The organism is Burkholderia sp. 4M9327F10, assembly GCF_005503145.1.
Taxonomy (GTDB): Bacteria; Pseudomonadota; Gammaproteobacteria; order Burkholderiales; family Burkholderiaceae; genus Paraburkholderia.
Window position 1 is genome coordinate 61,201 of record NZ_SCNV01000027.1, and the last position, 23,490, is coordinate 84,690.

A 23,490-nucleotide genomic window follows, 5' to 3' on the forward strand; every position below is an offset into this window, starting at 1 on the left:
AAATAGATGGCTACACGTTTGAGGTGGGCGCTGGGCGCAGCCGGTGCTCTGGTCGCCGCTTGTGCGTTGCCCGCGCTGGCGACGCCGACGCTGTATCTCGGCTCGTACGGCGGTTCCACGCAGGATCTGTTTCAGAAAAAGATCATCCCGGCATTCGAAGCCAGTCACGACGTCAAGATCGTCTACGTACCCGGCAACTCGACCGATACGCTCGCCAAGCTGCAGGCGCAGAAGTCCAAGGAAGAACTCGACGTCGTGCTGCTGGACGACGGCCCGATGTATCAGGCCACGCAATTCGGCTTCTGCGACAAGCTGCAGGATGCACCGGTCTACAAGGACCTCTACGACATCGCCAAGGTGAACGCCAATGCGACCTCGGTGGGCGTAGTGGCGACCGGCCTCGTCTACAACACGGAGGCGTTCAGGAAGGCTGGCCTGCCGAAGCCCGACTCGTGGGAAGTGCTGACCGACAAACGCCTGCGCCAGAAAATCGCAATTCCGCCGATCAACAACACCTATGGCCTGCAAACGCTGCTGACCTACGCGCGCTTGCGCAAAGGCAGCGATCACGACATCGATCCGGGTATGACGGCGCTCGTGAAGGAAGTCGGCCCTAACGTGCTGGCATGGGAACCGTCACCGGGCAAGATGACGGAGATGTTCCAGGACGGCGACATTACCCTCGCCGTATGGGGTAGCGGCCGCGTCGCGGCGCTCAAGGCCACGGGCTTTCCGGTGGAATTCGTCTATCCGAAAGAAGGGGCTCCCGCGATGTTTATCGCGGCATGTCCAGTCATCCATAGCGACGTTGCCGCGCTCTCGCAGCAGTTCGTTCAGTTCCTGCTGACGCCTCAGGTGCAGGCATGGCTCGCCGAAGGGCAGGGTTGGGGTCCGGTCAACAAGAACACCAAGCTCACGCCGCAGGTTGCCGCGACCGTGCCGTACACGCCGGAGCAGGTCGACAAGCTGGTGAAAACAGACTGGACTTACGTCAACGAGAAGCGCTCTGACTGGACCAACCGCTGGAATCGCACCGTTGAACGGTAAGGCATGACACCATGAGCTTTCTCACTCTGGACGGCCTCGGCAAGGCCTATGGCGACTTCAATGCGGTGGACAGTATCAATCTGTCGATCGAACGCGGTGAGTTCGTCTCGCTGCTCGGGCCGTCGGGTTGCGGCAAGACGACGACGCTGCAGATGGTCGCGGGTTTTGTCGACCCTACTCGTGGCCGCATTTTGCTGAACGGCGCCGATATCACGCGTGAGCGCCCGGAAAAGCGCGGCATGGGGATCGTGTTCCAGAGCTACGCGCTGTTTCCGCATATGACGGTCGGCAACAACGTCGGCTTCGGTCTGGACATGCGCAACGTGACGCGCGGTGAACGTGCCACGCGCATTGCCGAAGTGCTGGAGATGGTACGGCTCACCGGCCTCGACAAGCGCTATCCGCGCGAGCTGTCGGGCGGGCAGCGCCAGCGCGTCGCGATTGCCCGCGCGCTGGCGATCCGGCCGCAGGTGCTGTTGCTCGACGAGCCGATGTCGAACCTCGATGCAAAGCTGCGCGAAGACATGCATGTGGAACTGCGGGCGATCCAGAAGAAGCTTGGCATTACGACGATCCTCGTCACGCACGATCAGGTCGAAGCGATGACGATGAGCGACCGCATCGCGGTGATGCATGGTGGCCGTATCGTGCAGACCGGCTCGCCGTTCGATGCGTATGAGAAGCCGGAATCGGTGTTCGCTTCAGGTTTTCTCGGCAAGACGAATGCATTGCGCGGCACGGTCGAGCAGTTGAACGAGCGTTGTGCGGTGGTGCGCGTAGGTGCCAGCGTGATGAAGGTGCCGCATGGCGGCCGCCGTTTCGAAGGCGACGTGCAGCTTTATGTGCGGCCTGAACGCGTGGCGCTCACCGATTCATCCACCGGCGAGGCAACGCTGCAAGGGCGCGTGACGACCTGTCTGTTTCTCGGCAACCACTGGATGCTGCAGATCGAGACGCCGCTCGGCACGGTGCGCGCGAGCCTGCCGAATCTCGGCACCGTACCGCCGCGCGAAGGCGAAACAGTCGGTGTGCATTGGTCCGACGACGCCGTGCGTATCCTGGCGGAGGCCGCGCATGGCTGATTCCTCGCATTCCCCACATTCCCCGCTCCCCGCGCCGGTTCAGGCCGCGCCGCGCCCGCACGCCGAGCGGGGCAACGCTGCACCGTGGCTGCTCGCCGGTCCCGCATTGCTGCTGTTCTGCGGACTGCTGCTCGTGCCTTTGCTGCTGACGGCCGTGCTGTCCTTCCACGCATTCGACGGTACTCAGGGCGTCTTGCCGACTTTCACACTGTCGAACTACGCGGAAGTACTGAGTGACAGTTACTACCACGAGATTTTTCTGCGCACGGGCGGCATGGCACTCGCGGTGACGCTGCTGTGCGTGGTGCTCGGCGTGCCGGAGACGCTTATTCTCGCTCGGATGAGAAGCCCCTGGCGTTCGATTTTCCTGATTGTGATCCTGGGGCCGTTGCTAATCTCTGTGGTGGTACGCACGCTCGGCTGGGCGATCCTGCTCGGCAATAACGGCCTGCTCAACCAGGCGCTGCAGGCGCTCGGCATTACCAGCGAACCGGTCAAGCTGGTGTTCACGATGACCGGCGTGATCATCGGTCTCACCCACGTGCTGGTGCCGTTCATGGTGATCGCTGTGTGGGCCGCGCTGCAAAAGCTCGACCTGCAGGTCGAGAACGCCGCGCGGTCGTTGGGTGCGCAACCGTTCGCGGTGTTTCGCCGGGTCGTGTTGCCGCAGTTGCTGCCGGGTGTGCTGTCCGGTTCGATCATCGTGTTCGCGCTGGCGGCGTCCGCGTTCGCTACACCTGCGCTTCTCGGCGGCCGTCGTCTGAAAGTTGCCGCCACCGCGGCCTATGACGAGTTTCTCAATACGCTGAACTGGCCCCTCGGCGCCACCATCGCGGTGCTGTTGCTGATTGCGAATATCGTCATTATTCTCGGCTGCAACCGCTGGATCGAGCGGCGCTTCCGGGCGGTCTTCGAGGGCTGATGCGATGCGCAAAAACAACTGGCTTGCGCTGTGTTATCACACGCTCTTTGTGCTCTTTATCGTCGCGCCGCTGCTCGTGGTGATCGCCGTGTCGTTCACCGGCAAGGGTTATATTTCGATGCCCACCACGGGGCTATCGCTGCGCTGGTTTCGCGCGATCGCCGATGCGCCGGATATCATCGACGCCTTCTGGCTATCGCTGCGTCTCGGCCTCGCCTCAGCAACCGTTGCCGTGCTGTTCGCCGTGCCGAGTGCGCTGGCATTGACACGCTATCGTTTCCCCGGCCGGGGGGCGTTGTCGGCGTTTTTCCTTTCGCCGCTGATGATTCCGAACGTGGTGCTCGGCGTGGCGTTCCTGCGCTTCTTCACCACGGTGGGCATGTCCGGCTCGTTCTTCTGGCTGACGCTCACGCACGTGACGGTGATTTTCCCGTACGCACTGCGTCTCACGCTGGCTGCGGCTACCGGTCTCGATTGTGACGCGGAGCGTGCGGCACTGTCGCTCGGCGCGAAACGCTTCACCACCTTTCGCCGCGTGATCCTGCCGATGATCCTCCCCGGCGTCGCGGCCGGCTGGATGCTGGCTTTTATCCAGAGCTTCGACGAACTGACGATGACAGTGTTCGTGGCGACGCCCGGCACCACAACCTTACCGGTGGCCATGTACAACCAGATTGCGCAGACGATCGATCCGCTCGTCGCCTCGGTGTCGACGGTGCTGATCGCGGGCACGGCGATTCTGATGATCGTGATGGACCGCATTGTCGGCCTCGATCGCGTGCTGATCGGCAAAAACTGAAACAGATGATGAACTCTACCGATGTACTGGTGATCGGCGGCGGCCTGGTGGGTACGGCCGTCGCCTATGGACTTGCCCGTGAGGGGCTGCAGGTCGGTGTGCTCGACGAAGGCGACGATGCGTTCCGTGCTTCGCGCGGCAACTTCGGCCTCGTATGGGTGCAGGGCAAGGGCTATGGCATGTCGCCGTACGCGACATGGACGCGCGGCTCGGCGACGCGCTGGCCGATCCTGCGCGAGGCCCTGCTCAATGAAACCGATATCGACGTGCAACTGCAGCAGCCCGGCGGTTTCCATTTCTGCTTCAGCGATACGGAGTGGCAGCAACGCGCGGCGCGTTTGCAAGCGATCCGCGACGATCTGGACGGCGACTATCCGTTCGAGATGATCGGTCACGCCGAATTGAAACGCCGTTTGCCGGCCATCGGCCCGCAGGTGATCGGCGCGAGCTATTCGCCGATGGATGGTCACGTCAATCCGCTCAAATTGTTGCGCGCCCTTCATACCGCATGCGCGAGGCGCGGCGTGCAGATGACTTCGGGTGTACGGGTGCAGCGTATCGAGCGCGAGGGCGGCGGTTTCGCCGTCGACGCGGGCGGGCAGCGCTTTCATGCGGGGCGGGTGGTGCTGGCCGCGGGACTCGGCAACCGGACGCTGGCTCAGCAGGTGGGCATTCACGCGCCGGTCGCGCCGAACCGTGGGCAGGTGCTGATCGCCGAGCGGGTTGCGCATTTCCTCGATTTCCCCACCACCTATGTGCGGCAGACCGATGAAGGAACCGTGCAGATCGGCGATTCGATGGAAGACGTCGGCTTCAACGATGGCGTGACCGCCGATGTCGTGAGCCACATCGCGTGGCGCGGTGTGCGCAGTTTCCCCGCGCTGGGCGAAGTGAAGCTGGTGCGCGCATGGGGAGCCTTGCGCGTGCTGAGTCCCGATGGCTTTCCGATCTATCAACAGTCGTCAACTTTCCCCGGCGCTTACGTCGTGACCTGCCATAGCGGCGTCACGCTCGCGGCTGCGCATGCGTTGCGCGTCGCACCGTGGATTGCGCACGACATTGCGCCCGACGGCATCGAGCATTTTTCCGGCGAGCGTTTCCTGCAGACCGACAAGGTATTCACACATGGCCATTGACAGTCTTTTCAAGGTGTTGCCCCGCGAGGCCAAAGACGGCACGACCGGCAGCGTCGCTATCTCGTTCGACGGAAAGGCACTGCGCGTACCGCAGGGCGTGAGCGTTGCCGCGGCCTTGCTCGCAGCCGGGGTCGAACGCTTTCGCACCACGCCGCTAAGCGGCGCGGCACGTGCGCCGTATTGCATGATGGGTGTGTGCTTCGAATGCCTCGTCGAAATTGACGGCGTGGCGAACCGGCAGAGCTGCCTTGTGCCGGTTGCCGAAGGCATGACGGTTCGTTCGCAATTCGGCATGCGCGAATTGAACGCTTCCGTGGCGTTGACGGGAGGCGTGCGCGATGAAGACTGATTACGTGGACCTGGTGATCGTCGGCGCGGGACCGGCCGGCATGGCCGCCGCAACCGTTGCGTCGCAACGCGGCTTGAGCGTGACCGTGCTCGACGAACAGGCGGGGCCCGGTGGACAGATCTATCGCGCGATCACGCAGACCAATGCGCGGCGTCTGGACATTCTCGGCCCGGATTATGCCGCGGGCGGTGAGCTGGCGCGCGCCTTCGCCGCGAGCGGGGCGAAACACGAACGTGGCGCAGCGGTGTGGCAGGTGAGCGCGGAACGCAGCGTCGATTACGTGCAGGACGGTGTGGTCAAGTCGCTGCAGGCCGGTTCGATCATCCTGTGCAGCGGCGCGATGGAGCGGCCGTTTCCGATTCCGGGCTGGACGCTGCCCGGTGTGCTGACTGCCGGGGCTGCGCAGATTCTGCTGAAGAGCGCCGAAGTGGTGCCGTCGCAGCCGGTCGTGCTGGCGGGTTGCGGGCCGCTGCTGTATCTGCTGGGTTGGCAGTATCTGCGTGCCGGTGTGCCGATCAGAGGCATTGTCGATACGACTTCGGGTGCCGACTATCGCCGTGCGCTCGGGCATATGGGCAGTGCACTGAAGGGGTGGCGTCAGCTTGCAAAAGGACTGAAGCTGATGCGCGCGTTAAAACGCGCCGGCGTGCCGTTTCATCAGGGCGCGGAAAATCTCGCGCTCGAAGGCACGGACGCGCTCGCCGCAATCCGCTTTACTGTCGACGGCAACGCACAGCGCATTCCCGCCGAGGTCGTGCTGCTGCACCACGGCGTCGTACCGAATACGCAGATTAGCTGGTCGTTGCGCGCGCAACATAAGTGGGACGAAGCACAACTGTGCTGGGTGCCCGTCACCGACGCATGGGGCGAGCTCGACGTGCCCGGCATTTACGTCGCGGGCGACGGCCGCGGCATCGGTGGTGCGCAGGCGGCGGCCGAGCAGGGGCGGCTCGCGGCACTGGAGATCGTGCACCGGAGCGGCCGCATCGACCGCGCGGCGCGTGACGCGCTGGCCGCACCCGTTATGCGAGCGTTGCGTGAGGCGCTGCAGATCCGCCCGTTCCTCGATGCGCTCTATCGGCCGAAAGACGCCAATCGTATCCCGGCAGACGAGGTCACTATTTGCCGTTGCGAAGAGGTGACTGCAGGGCAACTGCGTGGCTTCGTGAAGCTCGGCTGCCTGGGTCCGAATCAGGCAAAGTCGTTCGGGCGCTGCGGCATGGGGCCGTGTCAGGGCCGTCTTTGTGGACTGACCGTGACTGAGGTCATCGCAGATGCGCGGGGCGTGTCGCCCGCCGAAGTCGGTTATTACCGGGTGCGTCCGCCGATCAAGCCGGTCACGCTCGCCGAACTCGCGGCCGCGCATGAGGCGATGCGGCAGGGCGTGACTCAGCAGCCGACGGAGACGTCTGCCGAAGCCCACGACAGCGCCGCGCCATGAGCAGCCCGACCGGAGCGACAGGTGCCGACGTTGTGGTGATTGGCGGCGGCCTGCATGGTTTGTCGAGCGCGCTGCATCTCGCGCGGCGCGGCGCCCGTGTGGTTGTGCTGGAACGCGACGTGTGCGGGCGCCATGCATCGGGCGTGAACGCGGGCGGCGTGCGCACGCTCGGACGTCACGACGCGGAAATCGCCCTGTCGCTGGCATCGCGCGACCTGTGGTTCCGCTTACCTGAACTGGTTGGCGACGATGCGGGTTTCGTCCCATCCGGTCAGTTGAAAGTGGCCGAGAGCGAGGCGGAACTTGCGACGTGCCGTGCACGGGTTGAGCGCCTGCAAGCGCTTGGGTTCACACATGAAGTGATGGTCGATGCCGCCACCGTACGGGACCTCGTGCCGAGTCTTGCACGGCACGTCGTGGGCGGCGTATGGGTCGAGCACGATGGTCACGCGTTGCCGTTTCGCGCGGTCACGGCTTTCCGGCTCGCGGCGCAGCAGGCGGGTGCCGAGATTCATGAGCAGTGTGCGGTGCGCAGCATCGCACGCCGCGACGGGCAATGGGATATCGAAGCAACAAGCGGACGATGGCGCGCGCCGCACGTCGTTAACGCAGCAGGTGCGTGGGCTGGCGAATTCGCACGGCAGGCGGGCGAACCGGTGCAGGTCGAGCCACGCGGCTTGATGTTGATGGTGACGCAGGTTGTGGCGCCGTTCGTCAAACCCGTGCTCGGTGCAACCGGGCGTCCGCTGTCGTTTAAACAGTTCAGCAATGGCACGGTCGTGATCGGCGGCGCGCTTGAATGCACCGCTGATATGACAGCAAGGCAGTGCGCGCTCGATTTTCCGCAGTTGGGCAAAAGCGCCCGGACAGTCACCGATCTGTTCCCCCATTTGCAGCATGTCGTGGTCAATCGGGCATGGGCCGGTATCGAAGGTTTCATGGCGGACGGCATTCCGGTGATTTCCCGCAGCGGCACGCATGACGGCCTCGTGCACGCGTTTGGCTTCTCCGCGCATGGGTTCGAGCTTGGGCCGGTTGTCGGCGGCGTGGTGGCCGAGCTGGTGTGCGATGGACGCAGCACGCACGACATAGACGCATTCCGGATTGGGCGCTTCGCGGCGGTGCGGGGCCAGACCGGAATACAGCGGACTCCTTAGAGTTTATTCACCCACCTTAAAGACACCAGAATGAGCGATATTCAGCGTTTCGAAACCAATCCGCGCCTCTCGCGCATCGTGATTCACAACGGCACCGTGTATCTTGCCGGCCTGACGGCGACTTCGCGCGAGGGTGACGCGAAGGCGCAAACCGAGGAGATCCTGAGCAAACTGGACGGGCATCTGAAAACAGCAGGCACGGATAAGACCCGCTTGTTGTCGGTGCAGATCTGGGTGGCTGATATGACCCGCGACTTCGGTCCGATGAATGAGGCATGGGAAGCCTGGGTGCCTCGCGATGCGACGCCGGCGCGTGCGACTTGCGAAGCGGCGTTGGCTGCGCCGGAAATTCGCGTTGAAGTGATCGTGACGGCCGCGCTGTAGGCGCGCTGTAGGCGCGCTGCAGCCGAACAGGCGGCGTGGTTGAACGGCGCGTCCGGCGAGGCCGGGCCGCCGGTGTCGCAGTATATCTGCGAGAAGTTGAACCAGAACCTGATGGTCCGGGTCTGATCTGTCACTGAGATCCTTTTGGTACATTCGCGTTGTGCCGGAAGCGCATTCTCGCCCCCCCTGCGCACCAAGGGATTACCCTGGTGCAACACCCCCTCAGAAATTTCCCACCCCCGTCCTTCTTGAATTTGTCACCACCCGTCCATATAATTAGCACTCGCTGCACGAGAGTGCTAACAACATCGCCGGTTGGCTTGGCCAGCTGGGTTTTCTCAGCGTTCTTCAGTCTCAATCAAGAGAGGAGTATGTATGAACCTTCGTCCTTTGCATGATCGCGTGATCGTCAAACGTCTGGATCAAGAAACCAAGACCGCGTCGGGCATCGTGATCCCCGAAGCCGCAGCAGAAAAGCCGGATCAAGGCGAAATTCTGGCAGTCGGCCCGGGCAAGCGTGACGACAAGGGCGCACAAATCGCCCTCGACGTGAAGGTCGGCGACCGCGTCCTGTTCGGCAAGTATGCTGGCCAGACCGTCAAGGTCGACGGCAGCGAACTGCTCGTGATGCGCGAAGAAGACATCATGGCCGTGGTGCAGAAGTAAGCGAAAAATCGCTACTTTCCCGGTCATATCCCAGAGAATTCAAGGAGTTAGAAGATGGCAGCTAAAGACGTCGTATTCGGTGATTCCGCCCGTGCCAAGATGGTCGAAGGCGTGAACATTCTCGCGAACGCTGTGAAGGTCACGCTGGGTCCGAAGGGCCGCAACGTTGTGCTGGAACGCAGCTTCGGCGGCCCGACGGTCACCAAGGACGGTGTGTCGGTCGCAAAAGAGATCGAACTGAAAGACAAGCTCCAGAATATGGGCGCACAAATGGTCAAGGAAGTGGCTTCCAAGACCAGCGACAACGCAGGTGACGGCACCACGACCGCAACGGTTCTGGCTCAGTCCATCGTCCGCGAAGGCATGAAGTACGTCGCATCGGGCATGAACCCGATGGACCTGAAGCGCGGTATCGACAAGGCTGTTGCCGCAGCTATCGAAGAACTGCGCAAGATCAGCAAGCCCTGCACGACCAACAAGGAAATCGCTCAAGTCGGCGCGATCTCGGCGAACAGCGATTCGTCGATCGGCGACCGTATCGCTGAAGCGATGGACAAGGTCGGCAAGGAAGGCGTCATTACCGTTGAAGACGGCAAGTCGCTGCAAGACGAGCTGGATGTGGTTGAAGGCATGCAGTTCGACCGCGGCTACCTGTCGCCGTACTTCATCAACAACCAGGACAAGCAAGTTGCTGTGCTCGACAACCCGTTCGTGCTGCTGCACGACAAGAAGGTGTCGAACATTCGCGACCTCCTCCCGGTCCTCGAACAGGTCGCCAAGGCTGGCCGTCCGCTGCTGATCATCGCAGAAGACGTCGAAGGCGAAGCGCTGGCTACGCTGGTTGTGAACAACATCCGCGGCATCCTGAAGACCGTTGCTGTCAAGGCTCCGGGCTTCGGCGATCGTCGTAAGGCCATGCTGGAAGACATCGCGATCCTGACCGGCGGTCAAGTTATCGCTGAAGAAACCGGCCTGACGCTCGAAAAGGCAACGCTGGCCGAACTGGGTCAAGCGAAGCGCATCGAAGTGGGCAAGGAAAACACCACGATCATCGACGGCGCTGGCGAAGCTGCCAACATCGAAGCACGTGTGAAGCAGGTTCGCACGCAAATCGAAGAAGCAACGTCGGACTACGACCGTGAAAAGCTGCAAGAGCGCGTGGCCAAGCTGGCCGGCGGCGTTGCAGTGATCAAGGTTGGCGCTGCGACCGAAGTCGAAATGAAGGAAAAGAAGGCACGTGTCGAAGACGCACTGCACGCAACGCGCGCAGCTGTGGAAGAAGGCATCGTGGCCGGCGGCGGTGTTGCACTGATTCGCGCTCGCACGGCAATCGCCGGCCTGAAGGGCGCTAACGCCGATCAGGACGCAGGTATCAAGATCGTTCTGCGCGCAATGGAAGAACCGCTGCGCCAGATCGTCACGAACGGCGGCGAAGAAGCCAGCGTCGTGGTGGCAGCAGTGTCCGCAGGCAAGGGCAACTACGGCTACAACGCAGCAACCGGCGAGTACGTCGACCTGGTTGACGCGGGTGTCGTGGACCCGACGAAGGTCACGCGCACGGCACTGCAAAACGCAGCATCGGTGGCAGGTCTCCTGCTGACGACCGACGCAGCGGTTTGCGAACTGCCGAAGGAAGATGCTCCGATGCCTGGCGGCATGCCCGGCGGCATGGGCGGCATGGGCATGGACATGTAATTTCGTGGAAGCCTCGCTCGCGAGGCTTCAGGCGAAACGCATGGGGAAGCGTGCTGCAAGGCGTGCTTCCCAAAACAGAAAACCCGCAGCGATGCGGGTTTTTTGCATTTAGGCGCCGGCGCGAAGCTTGGCGCTATAACCCGTGCGATAGCTGGCGCGATAACCAGCGGCCAGGCGCGCGGCACTCAAGCCCGGCGCTCAGGCTGTCAGCAGAACCGTCTCGTGCAGGTAGTCGAAGACGCTCGCCACGCTCGCTTCCTTGCTTTGATTAGCGGTATCCACATACAGGTCCGGGTGGGCGGGCGGCTCGTACGGCGCCGATACGCCGGTGAACGCGGCGATCGCACCCGAGCGTGCCTTGGCGTAAAGACCCTTCGGATCGCGCCGTGCGCAGTCGTCCACCGAAGCCGTCAGATAGGTTTCGACAAACCTGTCGTGCCCGATGATCTCGCGCGCCATGGCCCGGTCTTCGTCCATCGGCGAAATCAGCGCGGTAATCACAATCAGCCCTGCGTCGTTCATCAACTGGGCGACGTGGGCGACCCGGCGGATATTCTCGCGCCGGTCTTCCAGCGTAAAACCGAGGTCGCTGGTGAGGCCGTGCCGGACGTTGTCGCCGTCGAGCACGTAGCAGGCATGGCCGAGCGCCATCAAGCGGTGTTCCAGTTCATACGCAATCGTGGATTTGCCTGCTCCGGACAAACCGGTGAGCCAGACCGTTACGGCCTTCTGCCGGAACATCCGGGCGCGATCCTGCCCGTTGATTGCGCCGTTTGCTCGTTGCAGGAACGCTTTCGAGGATCCGCTGGCCGCTTTGGCTCGGCCTGTTTGCGGAAGGAGGCTGGCGCCGTAAGTGGAGTCCGGATAGTCCGGGCTGGCGTCGCAAAGCGTGGGCGAGGATACGTGCGGATTATTCAATTTAACGCGTTCCGCTGAGGCCGATGCCGGTTGGGGGGACCGATGCGCTCTATCTCAGTCGCGCCACCGTCCGAACCGAGAGCGCCTACTGGAACGTATTCCGGTGGGTGAATCGATAGGGTTCGTGGGGACATGAGTGCAACGCACGACATTACAGTTCGTAAATTCTACCGGATCATAAGCATTTGAGCTGTAACGGTTAATTACGTTTGTAAAACATCGGTGAAACAGGTGTAAGGCATTCCTGACATTGGCCGCGGGGTCATGGCAAGGCGGCCCGACCCCGTGGCTGATCGCTATGATAGCGATACGAAAACGTTTGCGCGTGCTCAAAAATGCATAAACCCTCAGGTCCGATTTGAACCGATCCGGGAGCGAACTGGGAGTGTGCGACGGGGGAAGAGAAGGGGGTTGCAGCGTAGGTGCAATGTAAGGCAGAGGCCGCAGACGCAAGGACCCGAAAGCCGGGGTCGAGCGGCCGGGCCGGCTGGCCCGAACCGCCCATCGCGATTCAATGCCGCGCTTCTCCCGGCGGCGCATCCTTCGCGCTGCCGAGCGGCGTTTCTTCGTCGCTGCTACGCGCCCAGAAAAAGCGGTCCGGCAGATACGCGCCCATGCCGGGGCGAAACGCGCTGCGCATGGCCTGATACAGATACTCCTGCGCCTCGCGTACCGCTTCGGCCGGTTCCTGACCGTTCGCGAGCAGCGCGGCAATCGCCGCGCCGAGCGTATCGGTCAGGCCCATGATGCGGTGAGCGCCGCGATCCCACATGTCCTGGCGCAACTGGCCGTCGTCGCTGAACAGCGTATTGACGAGGCGGTGCGTACCGGTTTCGGTGGACAGGATGTACTCGCAGCCTTGCGACAGCAGATGCGAAATCGCTGCATCGAGGCTCGGTGCTTCGGCGTCGCCATCCGGCTGGGCGAGTGCCAGCAGAGTGGCGTGATCGGCCACCAGCAGGGTGGTTTGCGGCGCGAGCAGGTCGGCGATGGCTTCGCGCAGTTCGTCCGCCGCGAGCACGTGCTCGTCGTCGAGCGTGAAGTCGGGGGCGAGGATCAGCGGGATATCGTCGTAGTCGGCCACGACCTCGGCGATTGCGCTCACCACTTCCGCCCGTGTGGCAGCCCCCACCTTGAAGGCGGCAATGGGCATGTCTTCGAGCAGCATGCGCGCCTGGGTGGCGACGACTTCCGGGTCCAGCCCGGTGACTTCGTCGCAGCTCGCCGAATCGCGCACGGTGTAGCCGGTCAGCACGCTGACGCCGTGGCAGCCCATGCTGGCCAGTGTCATCAGGTCGGCCTGCAGGCCGGAGCCGCCCGTCGGATCGGAGAGGCCGAAGGTGAGAACGATCGGAGGAGTGTCGCTGGGCATGAAAATGGTGGGCAGGAAAGAAGCCAATAAGGAGCGAATGTAAGCGCGCACTGGGCACGTAGTCGGCTCAATTATGCGGCCTAAAGCGCGGCCGGGGCGTTTTTTCGCATCCGCGAAGGGCTTTACGCACAGAACCGGGGCACGCCGCCGTATCGGGTCCGGCGCCTTGTCCGGCGTCGCGGGCGCCGCGCCGCGGAAGCGTTACCATGGCGACTTTGGATTGCTAGGCATTGGGGCGGCAACACGGTACCATCATGGCTCTCGTTTCAACGCCCTTTTTGACGCGACACACGAATGGAATATAGAAGCTGGATGTGCCTGATCTGCGGCTGGATTTACGACGAAGAAGCCGGTTTGCCAGATGAAGGAATCGCGCCGGGCACGCGTTGGGAAGATGTGCCCATTAACTGGACCTGCCCGGAATGCGGCGCCCGCAAGGAAGACTTCGAGATGGTCCAGATCTGACCATCGGGAGCGTCGCGCGTCCGAACGGCGGCGTGAGCACGGTCGTTGGCTGCGCGACGCGGCAGTGCGGAGCAAATCGGTTCGTGCATTGCCGCAACGGTAGTTCGTCATCGTACTGTCGCGGGCTCGGGCGCTCCTTGGCGCGCACGGCCGTGCGCCGGCCTGTCAGTGTTCATGCTGCTTGCCCATGACCCCTCGATCCGCATCCCCCGGCTCTTTCGACGCATTGCCGAACCCGCGTGGCGGCTCGGTCCGTCCCGCAGAACTCGCGCTTGCCGAAGCGCAACTGGCGCTCGAGCAGCGCAGCAACCCGGCGGCGGCGCTGCTGCGCGCGGTGCATGCGCTGCGCGAAGCGGGCTGGCTCGGCGCGCAGCGGCTCGCGGACGCGTTGCTGCTGGTGTCGCCGCTGACGGCCGCTGAGCCGCCTGGCGAATCCGACGCGCGGCGTCTGTTCAGCGCGGCCCTGAACGATCTGCGCGCGGCGATCGGGCGGCACAACCTGCGTGAACTGTCCTGCTCCCCCTCTCTGTTTGCGCATTACCACGCGCTCAATGCGCTGATTGCCCAGCACACCCCCGGCTACAGCGTGACTTTCGAAGATCTCGCGCTGGCTGCAAGGCCATTGCCGCCGGTCTCGTTCAGCACGCAGCCAGGGCAGCGGCTGGCGCACCTGCGGGCCCGCTACGAGCGCGCTCTGCTGCCGGTCCTGCGGGCTCATTCGAGCGATGGCGCGTCCAGCGCCGCGGTCGCGGCGCTGACGCGTGCCGCGCTGGATGAACTGGATGCCTGCCTCGCCGAACTCGCCGGTCCCGATCCGTATGATTTCTGGCGTCTCGCTTCGGCGTGCGCAAACTCGCTGCGCGTGAGCGGTCACCTGGTCGGAGACGCAGATGCACGGCGCTTTCATGCGCGCTGCAACCTCGCGCTGGCCGATCATGCGCGGGGCTTGCCGCTGGCCTCGCGCTCGCTGGTGCGCGCGACCCTGGCGCTGCTGTGGCGCGACTATGCCTTGTTCGGTGCAGCCGCCGAGGACGCCGAACCGGTCGCCTTGCTGCGCGACTACGGTTTGACGGTGGACTGGCATGTGGCCGGCTCGCAGGAATCGGAAGCGTTGTGGGAGGAGGGCGCCGCTCAGGAGCCGGGCTTCGGCGCCGGTTTGCGCGAAGCGCGCACGCGCGAGCTGGGCGTGTTGACCGTCAACGCTCATGCCTATGAAGATTTCCTGCAGACCGGCGATGCCGCGATCGTTGCGCTTGCCGAGCATGCGCGGGGCACCGGCCATCCTGACAAGGCCGATCCGGGCGAGGCGCTGCAGGCGGGCGACGCCGCTTACCGGCTCGGCGCGGCGGCCTGTGCGCTAGGCCTTGGCCACGTCGCGCTGCTCGCGGACGCGCTCGGGCTGGCATGGCGGCGGCGCGCCTACGCAGGAATTTCGACGCCAGGCAGCGTGGCGCCGGATGCGGGCGCGCTCGAGCAGGGCGCCGAAGCCTTACGGGCCATGCTGCATACGATTGCCGCGGGAGTCGCGCCGCCGGCCGCGGGCCCGGCGCTAGCCGCGCTGACGCGGGCAATCGAGCAAGGCTGAGTGCCGTGTGCCCGCTTGCGGAACCGGTACTTGGGCGCCAACGTGTGGCATGCCCGGATGCGCACCCGAAAACGCACCGTTGGCAACGTGTAAGCGCGTGATAGAGTGGCAACATGATCCGCAGTCCATGGATCGCGGCAAACCATGTCTGCCCACGCTCAAAGCCCGCCATTCCGCATCGTCTTTGCTAAAATCCGAACTATGTCCAAGAGTACCGATCGCATCAATCTGACCAACCAGTTCCTGATCGCCATGCCGAGCATGGCGGACCCCACGTTTTCAGGAACGGTGGTCTACCTTTGCGATCACAGTGAGCGCGGTGCGCTCGGCCTCGTGATCAACCGGCCGACCGACATCGATCTGGAAGCGCTCTTCAGTCGCATCGATCTCAAGCTGGAGATCGAGCCCTTGCTGCATGTCCCGGTGTACTTCGGCGGCCCGGTGCAAACCGAGCGCGGTTTCGTGCTGCATTACCCGAAGGACGGCAGCCCGTATACCTCGTCGATGTCGGTGCCCGGCGGCCTGGAGATGACCACCTCCAAAGACGTGCTCGAGGCGGTGGCGAGCGGCAATGGCCCGGAACGTTTCCTGCTCACGCTCGGCCACGCGGGCTGGGGCGCGGGCCAGCTCGAAGAAGAGATCTCGAAGAACGGCTGGCTGACCGTGGAAGCCGATCCGAAGATCGTGTTCGACGTGCCGGCTGAAGAGCGTCTCGAAGCGGCCCTCGCGCTGCTTGGCATTTCCCTCTCCATGCTCTCCGGCGAAGCAGGTCACGCATGAGCAGTCCGGCCGGACGGGCGGCAACGCTGCTGGCGTTCGACTATGGTGAAAAACGCATTGGCGTGGCGGTCGGCAATTCGCTGACCAGAAGCGCACGGCCGCTCGTGGTGGTGCAAAACCGCAACCGCGAGTATCGCTTCGAGGAACTCGGCAAGCTGATTGCCGAATGGAAGCCGGACGCGCTGGTGGTCGGCTTGCCGATGCATCCCGACGGCGCGCCTCACGAAATGACCCAACTCGCGAAACGCTTCGGCAACCAGCTCAACGGCCGCTTCAATCTGCCGGTGAGCTGGGTCGACGAGCGTTATTCGTCAGTCGAAGCGAAGGCCGAGATCCGCGCCGGCAAGGGCCGCGCCGACATGCTGGACGCCGAAGCCGCCTGCATCATCCTCCAGCAATATCTAGACGGACTTTCCGACGATCATGAGTTTCATTGACGCCGAGGCGCTATATGGCGCCCTGCTCGAACAGATTCGTGCCGCGTATGGCGAGCACTTCAACGGCGGCCCGGATGCCGCGGTGCTGGCCGGCATTTATAGCGGCGGCGCGTGGCTCGCGCAGCGTCTGGCACGCGACCTGAACGCCGGCAGCTTCGGCGTGGTCAATGTGGCGTTGCATCGCGACGACTATGCGAAGAAAGGCCTGCACGCGCAGGCGAGCCCGACTTCGTTGCCGTTCGAAGTGGACAAGCGCCGCATCGTGCTGGTGGACGACGTGCTGTACACCGGCCGCACCGTGCGCGCCGCGCTGAACGAGCTGTACGACTACGGCCGGCCCGCCTCGGTGGAACTCGCCGTGCTCGCCGATCGCGGCGGCCGCGAGTTGCCGGTGGCAGCGCGCTTTGTCGGCGGTGTGGTGAATGTGCCGGCCGACGCAACGCTCGTGCTCGCGCGCGACGATAGCGGCGGGAGCAGTGAGAGCGGCGCCGAGCGTTTCACGTTTCGCACCGAAGCACGCGCCGATTGAGCGCGCGGTGCGCGCTCCGCTTGCCACGGCGTACGCACCCAAAACAATCATGTTGCATCTCACCGCGGCGGCCCGATCGCCGCTCATGTGATACATCACGCGGCACAGCCGGGCAGTCCACGCGCGATCCGCGTCGACTCGTACACGTTTGAATCAGGTACCCCATGAATACCGCTACTCAGGCTCCCCAGGTTCCTCAGGACACCACCGGCGCTACCCCCTCGCCGGACCGCTTTCGCTATGGCTTCCTGAAGGGCAACCCGCAGCTCACCAAGAACGGCGAGCTCAAGCATCTGCTGACCATCGAAGGCCTGCCGCGCAAGATCGTCACGCATATTCTCGATACCGCCGAGCAGTTCGTCAGCGTGACGGACCGCGAGGTCAAGAAGGTGCCGCTGTTGCGCGGCAAGTCGGTGTTCAACCTGTTCTTCGAGAACTCGACGCGCACCCGCACCACCTTCGAGATCGCGGCAACGCGCCTGTCGGCCGACGTGCTCAACCTGAACATCAATGCCTCGTCGACCAGCAAGGGCGAGTCGCTGCTGGATACGATCAATAACCTGTCCGCGATGCATGCCGACATGTTCGTCGTGCGCCATGCATCGAGTGGTGCGCCGTATCTGATCGCCGAGCATTGCGCGCCGCATGTGCACGTGATCAACGCCGGCGACGGCCGTCATGCACACCCGACCCAGGGTCTGCTCGACATGTACACGATCCGCCACTACAAGAAGGACTTCACCAATCTGCGGGTGGCGATTGTCGGCGACATCCTTCATTCGCGGGTGGCGCGCTCGGACATTCATGCGCTGACCACGCTCGGCGTGCCGGAAGTCCGCGCGATCGGCCCGCGCACCTTGCTGCCGGGTGGCCTGGAGCAGATGGGCGTGCGGGTGTTCCATAACCTCGACGAAGGCCTCAAGGACGTCGACGTGATCATCATGCTGCGTCTGCAGAACGAGCGGATGAGCGGTGCGCTGCTGCCGTCGGCGCAGGAGTACTTCAAGAGCTGGGGGCTGACGCCCGAGCGTCTCGCGCTGGCCAAGCCCGATGCAATCGTGATGCACCCGGGCCCGATGAACCGCGGCGTCGAGATCGACTCGCAGGTGGCGGACGGTCCGCAATCGGTGATCCTGAACCAGGTGACGTTCGGCATTGCAGTGCGGATGGCGGTGATGGGCATCGTAGCCGGCAACAACGACTGAGACGACTGAGTACAACAAAGGCAGCGCATGAAGATTCATATTCAAGGCGGCACGCTGATCGATCCGGCGGCCGGCACCGAACAGCAGCAGGACGTTTTCATTGCGGCGGGCAAGATCGTCGCGCTCGGCACCGCGCCGGCGGATTTTCAGGCCGAGAAGACGCTCGACGCCACCGGCCTGACGGTCGCGCCGGGTCTGGTGGACCTCGCCGCGCGGCTGCGCGAGCCGGGCTACGAACACAAGGCGACGCTTAACTCCGAAATGGCCGCCGCACTCGCAGGCGGCGTGACGAGCCTCGTCTGCCTGCCGGATACGGATCCGGTGCTCGACGAACCTGGTCTCGTCGAAATGCTCAAGTTCCGCGCGCGCAACCTGAACCAGGCGCACGTATATCCGCTCGGCGCGCTCACGGTGGGCCTCAAAGGCCAAGTCATCACCGAGATGGTCGCACTGACCGAAGCGGGCTGCGTCGGCTTTTCACAGGCCGATGTGCCGGTGGTGGACACACAGGTGCTGCTGCGCGCGCTGCAATATGCCAAAACGTACGGCTATACCGTATGGCTGCGCCCGGTGGATGCCTACCTCGGCAAGGGCGGCGTTGCCGCAAGCGGCGCGCTGGCGTCGCGGCTGGGGCTCTCGGGCGTGCCGGTTGCGGCTGAGACCATCGCGCTGCATACGATCCTCGAACTGGTCCGCGTGACCGGAGCGCGCGTGCACCTGTCGCATCTGTCCTCGGCGGCGGGTGTCGAGCTGGTGCGTGCAGCGAAGGCCGAAGGCCTGCCGGTAACGTGCGACGTGACCGTGAACCATCTGCACCTGATCGACCTGGATATCGGCTACTTCGACGCGCAGTTCCGGCTGGACCCGCCGCTGCGCTCGCAGCGCGATCGCGAAGCGATCCGCGCGGGCCTCACGGACGGCACGATCGACGCGATCTGTTCGGACCACACACCCGTCGACGACGACGAAAAGCTGCTGCCGTTCGCCGAAGCGACGCCGGGTGCGACCGGGCTGGAGCTGTTCCTGTCGCTGACGGTGAAGTGGGCGCAAGAAGCGGGCGTGCCGTTGGCCCAGGCGCTCAAGCGCATCACCGCCGCGCCGGCTGGGGTGCTGAAGCTGGACGCAGGACGTGTCGAGCTGGGCGCAACGGCCGATCTGTGTCTCTTCGATCATAACGCTCACTGGCGCGTCGAGCCGCGTGCGTTGAAGAGCCAGGGGCACAACACGCCGTTTCTCGGCTACGAGCTGCCGGCCCGCGTGCGGGCGACGATCGTTGCGGGACACGTGGCGTTCGAACAGCGCTGATTCTGCGCCGCTTGCCGATCCCGCAGCCAACCTGCCCGTTACCGATAGACCAAGCCCCAGACACGGAAAGCTCCAACCATGAAGCTCGCACTTCGCAAGGCCCGACTGATCGTGCATCTGCTGCACGGCATGTGGACAGTGGCGACGCGCTTTCCACGCGCGAGCGCCGCCGAGCGCGAGGCGCTCAACCGCGCGTGGTCGCTGAAGATGCTGCGGCTGTGCGGCATGCGCCTCGTGGTCCACAACGACAGCGCACGGCTCGATGCCGGTGCGCTGGTGGTGGCGAATCATATTTCGTGGATCGATATCTACGTCATCAACGCCTGGCGGCCGACACCGTTCGTTTCGAAGGCCGAAATCCGCAAATGGCCGGTGGTGGGCTGGCTCGCGCAGCAACTGGGCACGGTGTTCATCCAGCGCGAGAAGCGTAGTGATGCGAAACGCATCATGCATGAGCTGTCGGACCGGCTCAGTGCGGGTGAACTGATGTGCGTGTTCCCCGAGGGCACCACCTCGAATGGGCTCACGTTGCTGCCGTTCCACGCCAATATGTTTCAGGCGGCGGTCTCGGCAGGTAGCCCCGTGCAGCCGATCTGCCTGATGTACGAAGACGCGCAGGGCCGGCAATCGACCGCGCCCGCGTATATCGACGACCTCTCGCTTGGCCAGTCGCTCGACGCGCTGCTGCGCGGGGGGCCACTGACGGCGCACGTGTATGTGGGCGAGGCGCTGGCGTCGGGCGTCGACCGGCGCACGCTGGCGGCCCAGGCGGAGCAGGCCGTCGGAGCGGCCTTGCGTGGTCTTCAGGGTGATGCGCCAGCGTTGGCGTCGGCCGCGGCGCCCGCTTCCGCTCCTCCGCTCGAAAGCGGGAGCGGCAGCGCTGCGGATGCAGCAGGTGTTGTAGCGTCTCAGGCGAAGACGCCGGTCGACGGCGTCGACCGGCGCGGGCAGTCAGCGTAGTCCGCTGCTTGCGCGTCTGCTAGTCCGCCGAGGCGCGGCAGCCCGAACATTCGACCTGGGTGAGCGTGCGTTCAGCCGGGTCAGCCGCCAGCCGCACCGCGGACAGCTTTTCGCCCCAGACACAGCCTGAATCGAGACCGATCAGGTTGTCGCGCATCATCAGGCCTAGCGCGGCCCAGTGACCGAACACCACGGTGATATCGGCCGTCTTGCGCGACGGCACATCGAACCACGGCATGTAACCGAGCGGCGCCGAATTGAGGCCGCCGCTCGTCGTGAAGTCCATCGCGCCGTCCAGATTGCAAAAGCGCATGCGCGTGAGGGCGGTGCAGGTCAGCCGCAGACGGTCGATGCCCTTCAGGCCAGGCTTCCAGCGATTCGGCTCATTGCCGTACAGACCCGCCAGCGTTTCCTTCCAGTTCGGCGCCCGCAACGCGCGCTGCAGTTCGTCGGCGAGTTCCAGCGTAAGCGCCACGTCCCATTGCGGCAGCACGCCCGCATGCACCAGCAGCATGCCGTTCTCGAAGTGCACGAGCGGCCGGTGACGGACCCAGTGCAGCAGATCTTCCGCATCCGGCGCGGCGAGAATGTCGTCGATCGTGTCGCCCTTTTTTGATTTGCGGATACCAGCCGAAACCGACAGCAGATGCAGATCGTGATTACCCAGTACCGGCTTGGCACGTTCGCCTAACGCGATGATGTCGCGCAGCGTGGCGAGCGATTGGTCGCCGCGATTAATGAGATCGCCGGCGAACCAGAGCGGCGTATCGGGCGACGGCGCGGCCTTCGCGAGCAGTTGCTGGAACTGGGAGCGGCAACCTTGCAGGTCACCGAAGGCAAGGGGTGCGGAATACGAGAGGCTGGAAACGGTCATCTGGGGCGGAATCAGGTACGCACAGGCGGAAGGAGCTACATGGTAGCGTGACATAATAGCCCGTTTGATGCGACGGTATTGCGACGCAGTAAGCAACGGAGGACGTGGGTGAACGACGCAACGACGAAGCCAGCGAAGCACGCTGAACGCCTGACACGAACACTCGTTACCGGAGCCAGCGGCTTTACCGGCGCCTGGCTGATCAGCAATCTGCTTGCCAGCGGCCATGCGGTCACGCAGACCGTGGCCGGCGAGGGTGCGCCGGAAACGCCGTCGCGGCGCCGGCTGGATATCACCTCGCTTGAACAGTGCCGGCGCGTGATCGAGGAGGTGCGGCCCGATTACATCGTGCATCTCGCCGCAATCAGCTTTGTGGGGCACGACGACGCGCTCGATTTCTACCGGGTCAACGTGCTGGGTACGCTGAACCTGCTGCAGGCCTGCGCGGATGTGGGACATACGCCGCGCAAGGTGCTGATTGCGAGCAGTGCGAATGTCTATGGCAACGTCACCAGCGACGCGATTGACGAGAGCTTCCCGGTGGCGCCGGTGAACCACTATGCGGCGAGCAAGGCGTCGATGGAAGCGATGGTGCGCACATGGTTCGACCGGCTGCCGATCCTGATTGTCAGGCCGTTTAACTATACCGGCCGGGGGCAGACCTCGAACTTTCTGGTGCCGAAGATCGTGGAGCATTTCGCGCGGCGTGAGCCAGCGATCTCGCTGGGCAATATCGACGTGGCGCGGGACTTTTCGGACGTGCGGTATGTGGTGCGGGCCTATGAAGCGCTGCTGGATTGTCAGACTGCTGGGGAAATTGTCAATATTTGTACAGGGCAGCCTTATACCCTTAGGGAAATCCTGACCATGGCCAGCGAAATCAGCGGGCATGAACTGGAGGTTCGCGTCAATCCGGCATTTGTGAGGCAGACCGACGTGAAGGTGCTGGTGGGCTCGCCCGCCAGGCTGCGCGCGCTGGTGCCGGGGGTGGAGGCGATCGGGTTTCGGGAGACGTTGGGGTGGATGTTGGCGGCTTGAAAGGAGATGGCGCGGAATTGGGCAGAGTTGAGGAGATATTTGTTTTTTTCATGCCATTCTTATGGGAATTTTGTCAAGCTGTTTCAAGTTGTTAGGTGTCTAGTTTTTGCCCGCTGCCGCTTTATAATCGGGGCTTCATAAAATGGCGGTCACTGGCGCCATTTTTAATATAGGGCGCAGGCGTAAGGCGATCATAAGCGTCCCATACGACCACAATGCGGGTGACCGGATCGACAAGTCGGGTCGCGGCGGCTATGAACATCTTGAAGGGAATTTCATGATCCTGGTAACGGGCGGTGCCGGCTTTATCGGCGCCAATTTCGTGCTTGACTGGTTGAACGCCTCGGATGAGTCAGTCCTCAATGTGGACAAGCTGACGTACGCAGGCAACCTGCGCACGCTCAAGTCGCAGCAGGACAACCCGCGCCATGTGTTCGTACGAGCCGATATCTGTGACCGGGCAGCGCTCGACGCGCTTTTGGCGGAGCACAAGCCGCGCGCAGTGTTGCACTTCGCAGCCGAAAGCCATGTCGACCGTTCGATCCACGGTCCCGCCGATTTTGTTCAGACCAATGTGGTGGGCACCTTCACGCTGCTGGAAGCGACCCGCTCGTACTGGAACACGCTGAGCGACGCAGACAAGGCAGCCTTCCGCTTTCTGCACGTTTCGACCGACGAGGTGTTCGGCTCGCTCTCCGCGACCGACCCGCAGTTCTCGGAAACCACGCCGTACGCCCCGAACAGCCCGTATTCGGCAACCAAGGCCGGTTCGGACCACCTGGTCCGCGCGTATCACCATACCTACGGTTTGCCGACACTGACGACGAACTGCTCGAACAACTACGGCCCGTACCAGTTTCCCGAAAAGCTGATTCCGCTGATCATCGCCAACGCGCTGGCCGGCAAGCCGCTGCCGGTCTATGGCGACGGCCAGAATGTGCGCGACTGGTTGTACGTGGGCGACCACTGCAGCGCGATCCGCGAAGTGCTTGAGCGTGGCGTACCCGGCGAAACGTACAACGTCGGCGGCTGGAACGAGAAGAAGAACCTCGAGGTCGTGCACACGCTGTGCGATCTGCTCGATGAGCAGCGTCCGAAGGCCACCGGCTCGTATCGCGAGCAGATCACGTATGTGACAGACCGTCCCGGTCACGACCGCCGTTACGCAATCGATGCTCGCAAGCTGGAACGCGAACTGGGCTGGAAGCCGGCCGAAACCTTCGAAACCGGCATGGCAAAGACGGTTCGCTGGTATCTCGACAATCAGGAGTGGGTCGACGAAGTGGCTTCGGGCGAATACCGCAAGTGGGTTGAGACCAACTACGCGCAGCGCGCGTAAAGGTA

The 23,490-nt window shown here is 63.7% G+C and carries 24 protein-coding genes; 21 read left to right on the forward strand and 3 right to left on the reverse strand.

Features of this window, described 5'->3' with window-relative positions:
- Positions 1 to 6: 6 nt before the first annotated feature.
- The 11 genes from FFS45_RS22990 to groL all read left to right on the forward strand — a co-directional run bounded on the left by FFS45_RS22990 (position 7) and on the right by groL (position 10,678).
- A complete protein-coding gene (locus tag FFS45_RS22990) occupies positions 7 to 1,047 on the forward strand; it encodes an ABC transporter substrate-binding protein (RefSeq protein ID WP_137956927.1) in 1,041 nt (346 codons plus the stop codon).
- An 11-nt stretch (positions 1,048 to 1,058) separates the two neighbouring features.
- The gene (locus FFS45_RS22995) at positions 1,059 to 2,129 is read left to right on the forward strand and encodes an ABC transporter ATP-binding protein (RefSeq protein WP_137956928.1); all 1,071 of its coding nucleotides are present in this window, start codon (positions 1,059 to 1,061) and stop codon (positions 2,127 to 2,129) included.
- Positions 2,122 to 3,051 (forward strand): ABC transporter permease, encoded by a 930-nt coding sequence (locus tag FFS45_RS23000; RefSeq protein WP_137956929.1) that lies wholly within the window; start codon positions 2,122 to 2,124, stop codon positions 3,049 to 3,051. Before FFS45_RS22995 ends, FFS45_RS23000 begins: the two co-directional genes overlap by 8 nt.
- Positions 3,052 to 3,055: 4 nt before the next feature.
- Positions 3,056 to 3,850 (forward strand): ABC transporter permease, encoded by a 795-nt coding sequence (locus FFS45_RS23005; RefSeq protein WP_137956930.1) that lies wholly within the window; start codon positions 3,056 to 3,058, stop codon positions 3,848 to 3,850.
- An 8-nt stretch (positions 3,851 to 3,858) separates the two neighbouring features.
- Positions 3,859 to 4,986, forward strand: coding sequence for an FAD-dependent oxidoreductase (locus tag FFS45_RS23010; protein ID WP_137956969.1), 1,128 nt, complete (start codon positions 3,859 to 3,861; stop codon positions 4,984 to 4,986).
- A complete protein-coding gene (locus FFS45_RS23015; protein ID WP_137956931.1) occupies positions 4,976 to 5,335 on the forward strand; it encodes a (2Fe-2S)-binding protein in 360 nt (119 codons plus the stop codon). The genes FFS45_RS23010 and FFS45_RS23015 overlap by 11 nt, the downstream gene beginning before the upstream one ends.
- The gene (locus FFS45_RS23020; protein ID WP_137956932.1) at positions 5,325 to 6,776 is read left to right on the forward strand and encodes an NAD(P)/FAD-dependent oxidoreductase; all 1,452 of its coding nucleotides are present in this window, start codon (positions 5,325 to 5,327) and stop codon (positions 6,774 to 6,776) included. The genes FFS45_RS23015 and FFS45_RS23020 overlap by 11 nt, the downstream gene beginning before the upstream one ends.
- Positions 6,773 to 7,933: an FAD-binding oxidoreductase gene (locus FFS45_RS23025; protein WP_137956933.1), complete on the forward strand. Its 1,161-nt coding sequence runs from the start codon at positions 6,773 to 6,775 to the stop codon at positions 7,931 to 7,933. Before FFS45_RS23020 ends, FFS45_RS23025 begins: the two co-directional genes overlap by 4 nt.
- Positions 7,934 to 7,963: 30 nt before the next feature.
- Positions 7,964 to 8,317, forward strand: a complete 354-nt coding sequence (locus FFS45_RS23030) for a RidA family protein (RefSeq protein WP_137956934.1) — start codon at positions 7,964 to 7,966, stop codon at positions 8,315 to 8,317.
- Between the two features lie 375 nt (positions 8,318 to 8,692).
- A complete protein-coding gene (gene groES, locus FFS45_RS23035; RefSeq protein ID WP_025496518.1) occupies positions 8,693 to 8,983 on the forward strand; it encodes a co-chaperone GroES in 291 nt (96 codons plus the stop codon).
- A gap of 54 nt (positions 8,984 to 9,037) precedes the next feature.
- Entirely contained in the window at positions 9,038 to 10,678 is a 1,641-nt protein-coding gene (groL, locus tag FFS45_RS23040; protein ID WP_137956935.1) for a chaperonin GroEL, read from the forward strand.
- A 198-nt stretch (positions 10,679 to 10,876) separates the two neighbouring features.
- On the opposite strand, the gene cysC is transcribed toward groL, so the two are convergent.
- Positions 10,877 to 11,443, reverse strand: coding sequence for an adenylyl-sulfate kinase (gene cysC / locus FFS45_RS23045; RefSeq protein WP_283204771.1), 567 nt, complete (start codon positions 11,441 to 11,443; stop codon positions 10,877 to 10,879).
- A gap of 664 nt (positions 11,444 to 12,107) precedes the next feature.
- Positions 12,108 to 12,968 carry a hydroxymethylpyrimidine/phosphomethylpyrimidine kinase gene (locus FFS45_RS23050; RefSeq protein ID WP_137956937.1) on the reverse strand — a complete coding sequence of 287 codons (861 nt, stop codon included), beginning with the start codon at positions 12,966 to 12,968 and terminating at the stop codon, positions 12,108 to 12,110.
- Positions 12,969 to 13,262: 294 nt separating this feature from the next.
- Here FFS45_RS23050 and FFS45_RS23055 point away from each other — a divergent pair, with 294 nt between their 5' ends.
- The 8 genes from FFS45_RS23055 (at position 13,263) to FFS45_RS23090 (ending at position 20,234) form a co-directional block, all read left to right on the forward strand.
- Entirely contained in the window at positions 13,263 to 13,433 is a 171-nt protein-coding gene (locus FFS45_RS23055) for a rubredoxin (protein WP_008342674.1), read from the forward strand.
- Between the two features lie 187 nt (positions 13,434 to 13,620).
- Positions 13,621 to 15,018: a hypothetical protein gene (locus FFS45_RS23060; RefSeq protein WP_137956938.1), complete on the forward strand. Its 1,398-nt coding sequence runs from the start codon at positions 13,621 to 13,623 to the stop codon at positions 15,016 to 15,018.
- Positions 15,019 to 15,219: 201 nt separating this feature from the next.
- Positions 15,220 to 15,798, forward strand: coding sequence for a YqgE/AlgH family protein (locus tag FFS45_RS23065; protein ID WP_137956939.1), 579 nt, complete (start codon positions 15,220 to 15,222; stop codon positions 15,796 to 15,798).
- Positions 15,795 to 16,235 carry a Holliday junction resolvase RuvX gene (gene ruvX, locus FFS45_RS23070; RefSeq protein WP_137956940.1) on the forward strand — a complete coding sequence of 147 codons (441 nt, stop codon included), beginning with the start codon at positions 15,795 to 15,797 and terminating at the stop codon, positions 16,233 to 16,235. Before FFS45_RS23065 ends, ruvX begins: the two co-directional genes overlap by 4 nt.
- Positions 16,222 to 16,764 carry a bifunctional pyr operon transcriptional regulator/uracil phosphoribosyltransferase PyrR gene (gene pyrR / locus FFS45_RS23075; protein ID WP_137956941.1) on the forward strand — a complete coding sequence of 181 codons (543 nt, stop codon included), beginning with the start codon at positions 16,222 to 16,224 and terminating at the stop codon, positions 16,762 to 16,764. Before ruvX ends, pyrR begins: the two co-directional genes overlap by 14 nt.
- A gap of 164 nt (positions 16,765 to 16,928) precedes the next feature.
- Positions 16,929 to 17,969: an aspartate carbamoyltransferase catalytic subunit gene (locus FFS45_RS23080; RefSeq protein ID WP_137956942.1), complete on the forward strand. Its 1,041-nt coding sequence runs from the start codon at positions 16,929 to 16,931 to the stop codon at positions 17,967 to 17,969.
- Positions 17,970 to 17,996: 27 nt separating this feature from the next.
- Complete coding sequence (locus FFS45_RS23085; protein WP_137956943.1) at positions 17,997 to 19,274, forward strand: dihydroorotase; 1,278 nt, start codon at positions 17,997 to 17,999, stop codon at positions 19,272 to 19,274.
- 78 nt (positions 19,275 to 19,352) lie between these two features.
- Complete coding sequence (locus FFS45_RS23090) at positions 19,353 to 20,234, forward strand: lysophospholipid acyltransferase family protein (RefSeq protein ID WP_137956944.1); 882 nt, start codon at positions 19,353 to 19,355, stop codon at positions 20,232 to 20,234.
- Positions 20,235 to 20,253: 19 nt separating this feature from the next.
- On the opposite strand, the gene FFS45_RS23095 is transcribed toward FFS45_RS23090, so the two are convergent.
- Positions 20,254 to 21,108: a symmetrical bis(5'-nucleosyl)-tetraphosphatase gene (locus FFS45_RS23095; protein ID WP_137956945.1), complete on the reverse strand. Its 855-nt coding sequence runs from the start codon at positions 21,106 to 21,108 to the stop codon at positions 20,254 to 20,256.
- 108 nt (positions 21,109 to 21,216) lie between these two features.
- Between FFS45_RS23095 and FFS45_RS23100 the strand changes: the two genes are divergently transcribed.
- Positions 21,217 to 22,146: a GDP-mannose 4,6-dehydratase gene (locus FFS45_RS23100; RefSeq protein ID WP_137956946.1), complete on the forward strand. Its 930-nt coding sequence runs from the start codon at positions 21,217 to 21,219 to the stop codon at positions 22,144 to 22,146.
- Positions 22,147 to 22,423: 277 nt separating this feature from the next.
- Positions 22,424 to 23,485, forward strand: a complete 1,062-nt coding sequence (gene rfbB / locus FFS45_RS23105; protein WP_137956947.1) for a dTDP-glucose 4,6-dehydratase — start codon at positions 22,424 to 22,426, stop codon at positions 23,483 to 23,485.
- Positions 23,486 to 23,490: the final 5 nt, after the last annotated feature.